The sequence below is a fragment of the Microbacterium zouquanmingi genome (assembly GCF_052266695.1).
GTDB lineage: Bacteria > Actinomycetota > Actinomycetes > Actinomycetales > Microbacteriaceae > Microbacterium.
Genome location: NZ_JBQPQZ010000003.1, coordinates 345311 through 358167 on the forward strand (window position 1 = coordinate 345311; position 12857 = coordinate 358167).

Below are 12857 nucleotides of genomic sequence, written 5' to 3' on the forward strand. Positions count from 1 at the left end.
GGTCGTGCCCACCGCTTGCCCACACAATCTTGCGTTCGAACATCCGAACTTCGGAAGTTCGGAAGTTCGGTGATGATCGTCGACACGATCCCTACAGCGGCGGACCCGATCGGTCGGTAGGACATCGCACTCCGATCCACAGCTCGGACGTGGCGAGCATGGAGCGTTTGGCGCACCCCCAGCGCGCCGACGGTCGGGCGGGTCATACGCAACCATCCGGTCCCTCAGGTTCACTAGAACGTCCGCTCAGCCCTGCGGTGCCGTGGCCGGTGCCGAATGTGTCGTCGGCGCCGCGATCGGTGTGTCGTGTGTGCGCTTCTTGTCCCAGGAGCGGAACACGAGGAATGCGATCAGCGCGGCGATGAAGAGGGTGATGTCGGCCGCGAGGCTTCCCTCGGTGCCGAACTCGCCGCCCGTGATCCAATCCGGGGCGCCGGCGGTCGGCTCAAGGAAAAGCAGCGACGTGGACCTTGCTGGCAGACCGCTCACGGCGATGCCGTAGATGTTGCCCATGGCGAAGTTCCAGCCGGCGTGCAGGCCGATCACCAGCCAGAGCGAACCGAGACGGAGCACGAGGAAGGATGCGAGCAGTGCGTAGAACAGGATGCTGGCGAACGCGAGCGGCTTGAGGGCGACACCATGGATGACCGTGAAGATCACGGCGGGCAGGAGAATGGCCAGCCAACCGGGCAACTTAAGCCCTTGATTCTGCAGCAGGAACCCTCTGGTGAGGACCTCTTCCGTCCCTCCCTGGATGAGGACGAATACCAGCAGAAGCAGCAGGAGCGGCACCGCCGCGGCGCCGGCACTGGCGCCCGCAGGCGCCTCCACGACCTTGTACGCGCCAGTGAGAAGGAGCAGCAGGGTCGGGATCGAGATCAATGCAATGCCTATGAGGATGCCCAGCAGCATCGTGACGACACCGTGGCCGGGTCGGCGAAAGCCCATGCTCGCGACCGAACGACGCTCGAACAGCACCACCCAGAGCAGGATGAACACTAGCGCGGCAGCGAACGTGATCGCCTCTTGCAGTTGCGCTGCCGGGGTTCCCGGAGTCACCGCCCACACACTCGCGAAGACGGCGCCGACGCCCGCCTGCACGGCGAGGATCCCCACCACGAACACAAGGATGTACGCGAGCCAGCCGTGCGTCACCCGCTTCCCCGTGGTGGCGTCCTGAACAAACGGCGTGGTGCGTACGGACATCGGCTACTCTCCTGGGTGTCAGTTCGACGAGCGGGGTGCGGGGTCGTGCCCGCTATGCAACCCCACGCTAGTTGTTTTTCCCATTGTGTTGTGGACGCGGTCGATGGGTGAGCGGCCTCCGAGAGCGGTATGGGGTCAGCGGTGATTGTATCTGTGAATCCAGGCCTGGTAGGTGGAGGCTCGGGCGGCGTCGGATTCGTAGTGGCGGGCGTAGGCCCATTCGAACGCGAGGGTGCGGTGGAAGCGTTCGATCTTCCCGTTCGTCTGCGGCCGGTTGGGGCGGGTGAACTTGTGCTTCACGCCCTCGCCGAGCGTGTTGTTGAACACGTGTGAGCGGTAGCAGGCGCCGTTGTCGGCGAGGACGCGGAGCGCGGTGATTCCCAGACCGGCGTAGAACGCGTTCGCGCGGGTCCAGAACCCGGCGGCGGTGTCTTTCTTCTCATCGTCGAGGATCTCGGAGTAGACCACCCTCGAGTGGTCGTCGATCGCGGAGTACAGGAACGAGTATCCGACACCGGCCCGGCTCCTCCTTTTGCCGGCTGAGCGGCCCAGAGTTCGGTGCCCACAGCCATCAGGGATACGACCGAGCTTCTTCACATCGATGTGGACCAGATCGCCGGGGTGCTCGTGTTCATAGCGCACCGGTTTCTGCTTGCGCACTCGCACCCCGGTGTTCAGATCGATGTGTCCCCGCAGCGGCACCCGGTAGCGGGTGAGGATCTTCGACACCGTCGACTGGGGCAGTCCCAGGTGGTGGGCGATCCGGTGCGGCCCCACCGTCTGGTGACCCGCAACGCGACGGCCCGACGCTCCGTGCGCGGCGGCGTCCGATTCGGTGAGCGCAGCGGCCGCGAGGAGCAGTCCTGAAGACCTGCCTCGCCCTCGGCCCGGTAGCGGGTCACCCATTTCGAGACGGTGCCGCGCGCGACCTGGAAGCGTTACGCAGCACATGACATCTACCGGATTCTCGTTGCCGTAAGCACCGAGGAGCGCATGGGTTTTTCCGTTTCCACCCTTCGGCAGCGACCTTCGTCATTGCGAAGCGATGATTCGCGTGCTCCACGATCAGAGTTCGACCGTGCCGCCGTCGAGCCCCTGCTCGACCAATACACTGGGGCCGTGGATCATCTTGAGCGTGTCTTCACCGTTGCGGCTGTGGGTTTCGAGGCGCTCGGCGCCGCAGCGATCGTCATCGGATTCCTCGTCTCGGTCGCTGTCGGCATCCGTTCGGTCGCTCGCCAGGAGGGCGGGGCCGCAGCCTTCTCCGCGTTGCGGACCACGCTGGGCGGAGCGCTCCTGCTCGGCCTCGAACTGCTCGTGGCTGCAGATCTGATTCGCACCATCACCTCGAAGCCCTCTCTCGAGGACGCCGTGATCCTCGGTGTCATCGTGCTCATCCGCACCGTGCTGTCCTTCTCGATCCAGGTCGAGATCGACGGCGTTGCCCCGTGGCGTCGCGCGTTGCTAACCAGCGGGGCCCAGGTCGTCGCCAATCAGATCAACCGTGATGCGCGCGGCGCGCGCAGCGCCGAATCGTCGCGCGAGTGACGATGTGATCTGAGCGGTCTCCCGGTACCTTGCGCCGACAATCGGCAGGGCGCATCACTCCAGCTGCAGGTACCCGCCCCACCCCGAGCCGATGAGGCTCCTGGCGCCGAAGCGGCCCGTTCCGTCTCCTGGGTACAGGTAAAGAGTGCCTGAGGCATCGCGACCGATGATGTCCACGCGGCCATCGCCGTTGTAGTCGACGCCTCCGGTGAAGGCGGTGAATGGAGCCCAGCCGCTGCCGACCGCAGTCGCCGTGGTGAAGGCGTTGCCGACACCGCGATAGAAGTAGAGCGTGCCATCGTGAGCCACGGCCATGATGTCGCCGATTCCATCACCGTTGAAGTCGCCCCCGGCCAGGAACTTCATGACGCCCCACCCGCTGCCGGCTTTTGTGCGCGCGCCGGACAGTGCACCGGCCCCGTTGCCGTTATAGATGGTGAGTTCGCCCGCCGAAGACGTCGCGAGCACATCCTGCAACCCGTCGCCGGAGAAGTCTGCACCCGATACGACGTGCACCATGTCGGACCACCCGAACTCGAGCCGGTCGTATCGGCCGAACCCGCCGCTTGATCCTCCGCCGTAGTACTCAAGCAGCCCGTCGCCCCGCACCGCGAGGATGTCGCCTCTACCGTCGGCGTTCAGATCGGTGTGAACCAGATGGCGGTACACGCCCCATCCGCTGGTGATGATCGACGGGGACTGGAGCGCTCCTCCGCCATTGCCCGCGAGGAACTGCAGATCGCTGTCGGCACTGATTCCGAGCAGATCGGCCTTGCCATCACCGTTGTAGTCAGCCGACGACACGGGCGAGAGGGGTGCGGTCGGAGCCGTTCGAAGGCCGGGGAAGATCAGAGGGAGCGTGTTCCCGCGCGACACCGTCGACAGGCACACGAAGCCATCGTTGATCGCGGAGTACACCGAGCCGTTCCGCCACACCTCGAAGTGCAGGTGGGCGCCCGTCGAGTTGCCGGTGCTGCCGACGACACCGATCTGCTGACCGCGCACGACGTGCGTACCGGGGGCGACGACTCCCTGCGCCACCATGTGGGCGTATCTCGTCGCGTACCCGCCGGTGTGCTCGATGTCGACGTAGTAGCCGTACCCACTGCTGTACGTGCGTGTCTTCACGACGCCGTCGTAGGCGGCGAGGATGGGCGTCCCGCCTTGACCCGAGATGTCAATGCCGTCATGCGCACGATAGTTCGAGCGGCATCCATCTCCGACTCTCGACTGAATCGTGCCGGATGCGGGATAGATCATCTGCCCATCGGTCGCCGCCGCCGCGGGAGCAGGCGGCGACAGTGCGGTCGCGATCATTCCGACCAGGACGGCCGCTGTCGCGGCGATCGCGATGCCTGAGAAGCGCCAACGGGACGTCCGTCTCATCTCGAGTGCCCTCCACCTGCGTCGCACCCTCGGATGCGAGCGCTATCGAGGTCACCGTATCAGCGCGAGCACGCCGTCGGCATCTGCTCACATCGCGCGTCGATCAGCTCCCCACGACAGCGGTGAGGTCATCCGCCTCGCTGAGGTTGCGTCCCCCACGGAACTGCGCCGCCGGGTGCGAGTCAGCCACTCGAGGACCAGCTCCGTGCACACGCTCGCGCAGCGTCTCGCCAGGGGTGTACGCCTCGCGCAGACGCCCGCGTCGACGCAGTTCAGGGACGGCGTACTCGATGAAATCCTTCGCCGTGTCATAGCTGTGGTACTGGACGAGATTGATCCCGTCGATGTCGTGTTCGTCGAGCCAGCTCTCGATCTCATCGGCAACATCCGTCGCTGATCCGACCGCCATGAAGGGCTTCCGGTGGAACCCTGACATCGTCTTCAAGAACTCTGAGATGGTCAGATCCTGCGGCAGGAACGCCGCCTGCACATCATCACCGCGTCCTTCGCGCCGCAGCGCCTCGCCGAGCGTGATGTCGCCGTCGTGCGCGGTCGGGTCAAACGGCAGGCTCGCATGCGCGAGCACCCCGTCGATGCTGGCGTACTCGTCGTACTCCCGCAGCTTCGCCTGCGCCTCGGCCCGAGTGGATGCCACGATGACCGTCGCGCCGACGACGAACTTGATGGCATCCCGCGGGCGTCCCTGGCGCTCCAGCTCATCTCTGATGCGCGCGATCGTGCTGCTCACGCCCTCGAATGACGATCCGCCGGTGAAGATGAGCTCCGCGTGACGGCCGGCGAACTCGATCCCGCGAGAGGACTGCGTGGCCTGGATGAGGAACGGCGTCCGCTGCGTCGACGGCGATGACAGATGCGGGCCCGCCACCGAGAACCGCGGGCCCTCGTGGCCGATGGAGCGCACCTTCGAAGGGTCGGCGTAAACATTGTTCTCGCGGTCCTCGATCACGGCGTCGTCATCCCACGACCCCTCCCACAGCTTGTAAAGCACATCGAGGTACTCGTCAGCGATCTCGTAGCGGGTGTCATGGTCGACCTCGCCGGTCAGCCCGAAGTTGCGCGCGGCGTTCGGAAGATACGAGGTGACGATGTTCCACCCGACCCGGCCCTTCGTGAGGTGATCGAGCGTCGACATGCGCCGCGCGAACGCGAACGGCGGCTCATAGGTCGTGGAGAACGTGATGCCGAAGCCGAGGTTCTTCGTCACCGCAGCCATGGCAGGCACGACCAGCATCGGGTCGTTGCTGGGGATCTGCAGTCCCTCGCTGATCGCCGTCTCCGGTCCGCCGCGGAAGACGTCGTACGCACCGATGACATCGGCGAGGAAGACCGTGTCGAAGCCGCCGGACTCGAGAAGCTGCGCGAGCTCGGTCCAGTACTCGATGTCGTTGAACCGCGTGCGGCTGTTGCCAGGGAGGCGCCACAGACCGTGCGTGATGTGGCTCACGCAGTTCATCTCGAACAGGTTGAGGATGAGACGCTTCGGCTCCGACATGACGGATGCTCCTTCCGGACCCACCGGCTGCGAGTCGACGTCGTTCATCCTGCGTGCACCGAGCGACCTCTCGCGTGCGCTGCGACACACAGCGCAACATGACGAACCATGACGTTCTGCGGCGTCACGTGACGTGGGCAGGTTTCATCGCTCGAAGACCTCGTCATGCTCGTGTCCACGATGCACCAGATTCGACGACGACGCCCCAGGAAAGGCACCCTCACAATGATCACTCACCGCTTCCGCAGGTCAGCGACCGTGTCCGTCACGCTCGTGGCGGCGATGATCGCGATGACCGCCTGCGGTACGTCCGACGCGGTCGTGCCGGCGTCCGACGCCGAGCGCGTCGACGGCGGCACCCTCGTCTACGCCCACCAGCAGGAGCCGCAGTGCCTCTACGGCGGCTGGATCGAACAGGCCTACATCTCGTACCAGTTCCTCGACAACCTCGTCTCGCTCGATGACGACGGCAGCGTCGTTCCCTGGCTCGCCGAGAGCTGGGACGTCTCTGACGACGGACTCACCTACACGCTGACCCTCAAAGACGGCGTGAGCTTCACCGATGGGAGTCCCGTCGACGCGGCGGCCGTCGCATACAACTTCGACTACTGGATCGCGGGCGGCAACAGCACCGCGAGCGTCTGGCTGGACGGCTACTACGCGTCGGCCGAGGCTCTCGATGACCTGACCGTGGCGATCCACCTCATAACCCCTTACCCGCGGTTGCTCGAGAACCTCTCGCAGTCGTACTTCGGCATCCAATCGCAGCAGGCGCTCGAGACCCGCATCCCTGAGGAGAACTGCGAGCAGCCGATCGGCTCCGGGGCCTTCGTCGTCGAGGAATGGAACCGCGGCGAGAACGTGATGCTCGCTCGCAACGACGACTACACCTCGCCCCCGGCGAATGCGAAGCACGCCGGTGCCGCCTACCTCGACAAGATCGACTGGCGCTTCGTCGCCGACGGTGTCACGCGCGTCTCCGCGCTGCGCTCTGGTGAGGCCGACGCCATCTACGACATCCCAGCCTTGGAATGGGCGGGCCTTGAGAGCGAGCAGTGGGAGCTGCAGAAGTACGTCACCCCCGGCCGGCCGCAGCAGCTCTCGTTCAACACGACCCGTGCTCCCTTCGACGATGAGCCGGTCCGCAAGGCGTTCATCTACAGCCTCGACCGCGAGACGATCGTCGAGACGATCGGTCACGGAGTGATCCCCTACGACGGCAACGGGTCGGTGAGCCAAGCGACCCCCGGCTACAGCCAGGCCGCAGCCGACCTCTACGGCTACGACGTCGATGAGGCGAACAGCCTCCTGGACGCGGCAGGCTGGACCGACCGCGACGGCGATGGATACCGCGTCAAGGACGGCAAGACCCTCGATGTCGTCTTCCCCTACAACGCCGGCACGATCATCAACGCCGACGGTGCCGCGATCTTCCAGGCCGTGCAAGAGCAGGCGAAGGCCACCGGCTTCAAGGTGAAGCTCATCCCGGTGCCGCCGTCCGAGACCTGGGCGGGCAAGTACGCCGGTTCCGACACCTACGACATCTCGGCCGGGTACTGGACGTCGGTGAACGCCGGCATCCTCTACATCACGTGGCGTCCGAGCACCGAGGAGAAGCCGAACTTCTCGAACAGTGCCTTCTACGACGATGCGGACCTTGGGGCGATCATCCTCGAGGCGAACTCGACCGCTGACGTCGACGCACAGAACGCGCTCTACCAGCAGGCGCAGGAATACATCGCCGAGCACGCGACCGCGTTCGGGCTCTACGACCGGCTGAGCACGCTCGGCATCAACCCTCACCTGCGCGACGTCTGGCAGGAGAACGCACAGGGAGGACCGACGTTCTATGACTCGTACTTCGTCGAGTGACGTGCTCGAAAATGCGGATGCTGCCTCGCACAGCGCAGCATCCGAGAGACCTGTCCAGGATGCGGCGACGAACGCCCGCAGGCGATCGCAGCAGGCCCGGCGGATCGTCTCGCGCCTCATCGGTGCCGTCGTGGTGCTCTGGGGTGCGGCCACAGCCGCCTTCCTCGCACAGGTGGCACTCCCGGGCGACCGGGCGACAGCGATCCTCAACATCCGCACCGGTCAGGCGCAGGAGCGCACTCCTTCAGAGCTGGCCCCGGTCATCGAGGCGTACGGTCTGCATGATCCGGTGCTCGTGCAGTACCTGCACTACCTCACCGGACTCGTGCGCGGCGACCTCGGCACGTCGTACCAGCAGTTCCGGCCGGTCTGGGATCTGATCGGAGAGCAGCTCGGGTCCACGTTCGTGCTCACTCTGGTCGCCATCGCGCTGGCCTGGGTGATCATGATCGTGTGGGTCACACTCACCGCCGGCCGCAGCAGGCGGATCGGTGCGGTCGGCGCGGTCGTCGATACGGTCGCTGCGGCCTTGCCGCCGTACTGGCTCGGCATCCTGCTGCTGCTCGTGTTCGCCCTGAACCTGCGCTGGTTCCCCGTCATGGGCGGCACCGGCATCGCCGGCATCGTGCTTCCTGCGCTGACCCTGGCCATCCCACTGGCCGGCTTCATGGGCCAGTCCGTGCGCGCCGAATACGAGCGAGCGCTCGACCAGCCGTTCGTGCTCAGCGCGCGGATGCGCGGCATGGGTGACCTGCAGATCCGGCTCCGGCACGTGCTGCGCCACGCCTCGCTACCGGCTGTCACCCTCACCGGCTGGGCGATCGGCGCGACGATCTCGGGCGCCGTGATCGTCGAGCAGATCTATTCGCGGCCGGGAATCGGCAAGACGCTCGTCGCGGCCGTCGGTGCGCAGGATCTTCCCGTCGTCACCGGCGTCGTGATCCTCGTCGCACTCGCGTACGTCGTCGCCAATCTGCTCGTCGACATCGTCTACGCGCTGATCGACCCGAGATTGGAGCGGTCATGACCATCACCGCATCGAAGCCCATCGCCGCATCATCCAGAAGGCGCCGCATCGATCCCGGCCTCGCCGTCGCGATCGTGCTGACCGCGCTGTTCGCGGTCGCCGCCATCGCCCCGGCGCTGCTGGCGACCGCAGACCCCACCGCTCAGAGCTTCGCCGATGCACTGCGCCCACCCTCACTCGCCCACTGGTTCGGCACGGATGAGTCCGGCCGCGACCTGTACAGCCGGGTGATCTACGGCACCAGGGAGTCGCTGATGATCGGTATCGGCGCGGCAGGCATCGCCCTGGTCGCAGCGCTCATCCTCGGGTCGCTGGCGGCACTGGGCGACAGGTTCACCTCGGCGATCGTAAGCCGCGGCATCGAGGTGGTCTTCGCGTTCCCGATCCTGCTGCTGGCGCTGCTGCTCGTGTCGGTCCTCGGCGCATCTGCGTGGACTCAGGTCATCGCCGTCGGTGTGAGCACCGCACCGGGATACGCGCGGATGGTCCGCGGGCAGATCCTCGCGGCCAAGAACGCCGGGTACGTCGAAGCAGCACGGGCCCTCGGGCACAGTCGCGGCCGTATCCTCACCCAGCACGTGCTCCCCAACGCGATCCGCCCGCTCGTGGCGGTGTTCACGATGGCGATCGGGCAGTCGATCGTCTGGGCGTCGGGGCTCGCATTCCTCGGGCTCGGCGTGGCGCCGCCGTCATCGGAGTGGGGTGCCCTGCTCGATGCGGGACGCGCCTACATCCTGCAGGCCCCGTGGCTGACCTTCGTGCCGGGACTTGTGATCCTCGTTCTGGCGCTGACGGCGACGTCGCTCGGAAAACACATCCAGAACAGCTTCGAAAGGGGCGAATGACATGACCACGCAACTGGCCTTGACCAGGCCCAGCACCCAGGCGCAGACTCCGCGGCTCAGCATCCGCGATCTGCGCGTGGGGTTCGCCGCAGGCGGCCGGACGCGACAGGCCGTGCACGGGGTCTCCTTCGACCTCGCGCCTGGGCGCTGCGTCGCGATCGTCGGCGAATCCGGGTCGGGCAAGAGCGTCACCGCGCGCACTCTTGTCGGCCTCACTGGCGCGGGTGCCGTGGTGGATGGCGCGATTGCACTGGGCGGCGACGATTCTGCGGAGAGCATCGACCTCACCACGCAGACCGACCGGGACTGGCGCAGCATCCGAGGCCGGCGGATCGGCTTCGTCCAGCAGGACGCACTCGTCTCCCTCGACCCCCTGCGCCCGGTGGGCGCGGAGATCGGCGAGGCTCTGCGGCTGCACGGGTGGAAGGATCGCGCGGCGCGTGAGCGCAAGGTGATCGAGCTGCTCGCGAGCGTCGATGTGCCATGGCCGAAGCTGCGGGCCAGGCAGCGGGCGGGCGAGCTCTCCGGGGGGCTCCGGCAGCGCGCGCTGATCGCCTCTGCTCTTGCGATGGATCCCGAGATCATCATCGCGGACGAGCCCACCACGGCGCTCGATGTCACCGTGCAGGCGCAGGTGCTCTCGCTGCTGCAGGATGCCAGGACGCGCGGCACCTCGATCATTCTCATCAGCCATGACCTGTCTGTGGTCGCAAGCCTTGCCGACGACATCATCGTGATGCGCGGGGGAGAAGTGGTCGAGCAGGGTGAGGCGGCGAGCGTGCTCGCAGGTCCCCAGCATCCGTACACGCAGAGCCTCATCGATGCGGTCCCCGGCGGGCACACCCGCGGGGAGCGTCTGGCTCCGCAGGCGCGTGAGGTGCCGAACCTGCACCTCACGCGCGCCCATACCGGAGAGCGCGGGGAGCCGGTTCTGGAAGCTCGCGACCTCGTGAAGAACTTCGTCACCCCGGATGGTCGGCTCACGCAGGCGGTCGATCATGTCTCGTTCACTCTGCACCGAGGGGAGACCCTCGGGATCGTGGGGGAGTCGGGATCGGGAAAGAGCACGACAGCGCGCATCGCGCTCGCGCTCGAGACGGCGGATGCCGGCGACGTGACTCTCCTCGGCCAGCCCTGGTCGGCGGTCTCCGAGTCGCGGCGCCGCGGGCTGCGCCCGCACATCGGCGTCGTCTATCAAGACCCGTTGAGCTCGTTCGATCCGCGGTGGAACGTGCAGCGGATCCTGCTCGACGCGATCCCCGCTGATGCCGGGCTGAACCGTGCACAGAAGACCCAGCGCGTGCGGGATCTGCTCGCGCAGGTGGCTCTTCCTGCAGACGTCGCCGACAGATTCCCTCTGCGGCTATCGGGCGGACAGCGTCAGCGCGTGGCGATCGCACGGGCACTGGCGACTTCTCCTGAGGTCCTCGTCCTCGACGAGGCGGTGTCGGCGCTCGACGTCTCGGTGCAGGCACAGATCCTCGATCTGCTGGCTGATCTGCAACGCGAGTACGGCCTCAGCTACCTCTTCATCTCACACGATCTCGGAGTCATCCATCACTTGAGTGATCGGGTGCTGGTGATGAAGGACGGCATCGTCGTCGAAGAGGGCGAATCGGATCAGATCTTCTACGCTCCCGAGCATCCGTACACGAGGGAATTGGTCGCCTCTCTCGCGACGCTGGATGCTTCGGGCTCACCGACCCTTCTGGTTCATAGAAGAAACGAAAATTTTCTGCATTGATTCCGCCAGATGGGCGCTTGTTCTTGCCTGAGAGTGGAGGTATCGCTGAACCGTCACCACAGCAAAGGACACATCATGACCGCCTACCAAGACGACATCGACGCCATCCGGGCACTGAAGGAAGAAGCAGGGTCCAGTTGGGATGCGATCAACCCCGAGTCGGTTGGCCGGATGCGCGCGCAGAACCGCTTCAAGACCGGCTTGGAGATCGCCCAGTACACCGCCGACATCATGCGCCACGACATGGGGGAGTACGACGCCGATTCGTCGGCCTACACCCAGTCGCTCGGTGTCTGGCACGGCTTCATCGGTCAGCAGAAGCTCATCTCGATCAAGAAGCACCTGAAGACCACGAACAAGCGCTACCTGTACCTGTCGGGCTGGATGGTCGCGGCCCTCCGCTCTGGGTTCGGGCCGCTGCCGGACCAGTCGATGCACGAGAAGACGTCGGTGCCTGCGCTCATCGAAGAGCTCTACACGTTCCTCCGCCAGGCTGACGCGCGCGAGCTCGACCTGCTGTTCACGCAGCTCGATGACGCGCGTGCCGCCGGCGACGACACCGCTGTCGAGTTCATCCAGTCGCAGATCGACAGCTTCGAGACGCACGTCGTGCCGATCATCGCCGATATCGATGCGGGCTTCGGAAACCCTGAGGCCACCTACCTGCTCGCCAAGAAGATGATCGAGGCCGGCGCCTGCGCCATCCAGATCGAGAACCAGGTCTCCGACGAGAAGCAGTGCGGCCACCAGGACGGCAAGGTCACCGTTCCGCACGAGGATTTCATCGCCAAGCTCAACGCCGTCCGCTACGCCTTCCTCGAGCTCGGCATCGACAACGGTGTGATCGTCTCGCGCACCGACTCCCTCGGCGCAGGCCTCACTCAGAAGATCGCCGTCACCAGCACCCCTGGCGACCTCGGCGACCAGTACAACTCCTTCCTCGATGTCGAAGAGATCTCGGAAGATGACCTGGGAAACGGCGATGTCGTCATCAAGAGGGACGGCAAGCTGCTGCGTCCGAAGCGACTTGCGAGCAACCTGTACCGCTTCCGCGCAGGGACCGGTGAGGAGCGCTGCGTGCTCGACAGCATCACGTCGCTGCAGAACGGCGCCGATCTGCTCTGGATCGAGACCGAGAAGCCGCACGTCGAGCAGATCGCCGGAATGATGGACAGGGTGCGCGAGGTCATCCCGAACGCGAAGCTCGTCTACAACAACAGCCCGTCGTTCAACTGGACGCTCAACTTCCGCCAGCAGGCGTACGACCGCTTCGCCGAACAGGGCCGTGACGTCTCGGCGTACGACCGGAGCGCCCTCATGAGCGTCGAGTACGACGACACCGAGCTCGCTCAGGTCGCCGACGAGATGATCCGCACCTTCCAGCGGGATGGCTCGGCGCGTGCCGGCATCTTCCATCACCTCATCACTCTGCCCACGTATCACACGGCGGCGCTGTCGACGGATGATCTGGCCAAGGGGTACTTCGCCGAAGAGGGCATGCTCGCCTACGTGAAGGGCGTGCAGCGCCGCGAGATCCGCGAGGGAATCGCCACGGTCAAGCACCAGAACATGGCCGGCAGCGACATCGGAGACAATCACAAGGAGTACTTCGCAGGGGATGCTGCGCTGAAGGCAGGCGGCAAGGACAACACGATGAATCAGTTCAACTAGGCGAGCCCACGCGAACGGGCCCAGGTGACGCCGGGCCCGTTCGAT

General features: G+C 65.8%; 9 protein-coding genes and 1 pseudogene. 6 read left to right on the forward strand and 4 right to left on the reverse strand.

Features of this window, described 5'->3' with window-relative positions:
• Window positions 1–246: 246 nt before the first annotated feature.
• Both ACTU6U_RS08635 and ACTU6U_RS08640 read right to left on the reverse strand, forming a co-directional pair.
• Window positions 247–1206 (reverse strand): CPBP family glutamic-type intramembrane protease, encoded by a 960-nt coding sequence (locus ACTU6U_RS08635; protein WP_443468716.1) that lies wholly within the window; start codon window positions 1204–1206, stop codon window positions 247–249.
• 18 nt (window positions 1207–1224) lie between these two features.
• A pseudogene (locus tag ACTU6U_RS08640) lies at window positions 1225–2144 on the reverse strand (IS481 family transposase); the annotation flags it as partial.
• A 181-nt stretch (window positions 2145–2325) separates the two neighbouring features.
• On the opposite strand from ACTU6U_RS08640, the gene ACTU6U_RS08645 reads away from it, so the two are divergent.
• Entirely contained in the window at window positions 2326–2754 is a 429-nt protein-coding gene (locus ACTU6U_RS08645; RefSeq protein ID WP_443468717.1) for a DUF1622 domain-containing protein, read from the forward strand.
• A 54-nt stretch (window positions 2755–2808) separates the two neighbouring features.
• On the opposite strand, the gene ACTU6U_RS08650 is transcribed toward ACTU6U_RS08645, so the two are convergent.
• Both ACTU6U_RS08650 and ACTU6U_RS08655 read right to left on the reverse strand, forming a co-directional pair.
• On the reverse strand, window positions 2809–4140 hold the full coding sequence (locus tag ACTU6U_RS08650) for an FG-GAP-like repeat-containing protein (RefSeq protein ID WP_443468718.1): 1332 nt from the start codon (window positions 4138–4140) through the stop codon (window positions 2809–2811).
• Between the two features lie 103 nt (window positions 4141–4243).
• A complete protein-coding gene (locus ACTU6U_RS08655) occupies window positions 4244–5653 on the reverse strand; it encodes an NtaA/DmoA family FMN-dependent monooxygenase (protein ID WP_443468719.1) in 1410 nt (469 codons plus the stop codon).
• A gap of 225 nt (window positions 5654–5878) precedes the next feature.
• Here ACTU6U_RS08655 and ACTU6U_RS08660 point away from each other — a divergent pair, with 225 nt between their 5' ends.
• The 5 genes from ACTU6U_RS08660 (at window position 5879) to ACTU6U_RS08680 (ending at window position 12812) form a co-directional block, all read left to right on the forward strand.
• Complete coding sequence (locus ACTU6U_RS08660; protein WP_443468720.1) at window positions 5879–7525, forward strand: ABC transporter substrate-binding protein; 1647 nt, start codon at window positions 5879–5881, stop codon at window positions 7523–7525.
• On the forward strand, window positions 7503–8552 hold the full coding sequence (locus ACTU6U_RS08665; RefSeq protein WP_443468721.1) for an ABC transporter permease: 1050 nt from the start codon (window positions 7503–7505) through the stop codon (window positions 8550–8552). Before ACTU6U_RS08660 ends, ACTU6U_RS08665 begins: the two co-directional genes overlap by 23 nt.
• A complete protein-coding gene (locus ACTU6U_RS08670; protein ID WP_443468722.1) occupies window positions 8549–9397 on the forward strand; it encodes an ABC transporter permease in 849 nt (282 codons plus the stop codon). Before ACTU6U_RS08665 ends, ACTU6U_RS08670 begins: the two co-directional genes overlap by 4 nt.
• 1 nt (window position 9398) lies before the next feature.
• The gene (locus tag ACTU6U_RS08675; RefSeq protein ID WP_443468723.1) at window positions 9399–11141 is read left to right on the forward strand and encodes a dipeptide ABC transporter ATP-binding protein; all 1743 of its coding nucleotides are present in this window, start codon (window positions 9399–9401) and stop codon (window positions 11139–11141) included.
• A gap of 75 nt (window positions 11142–11216) precedes the next feature.
• Window positions 11217–12812, forward strand: coding sequence for an isocitrate lyase (locus ACTU6U_RS08680; protein WP_443468724.1), 1596 nt, complete (start codon window positions 11217–11219; stop codon window positions 12810–12812).
• Window positions 12813–12857 lie beyond the last annotated feature (45 nt).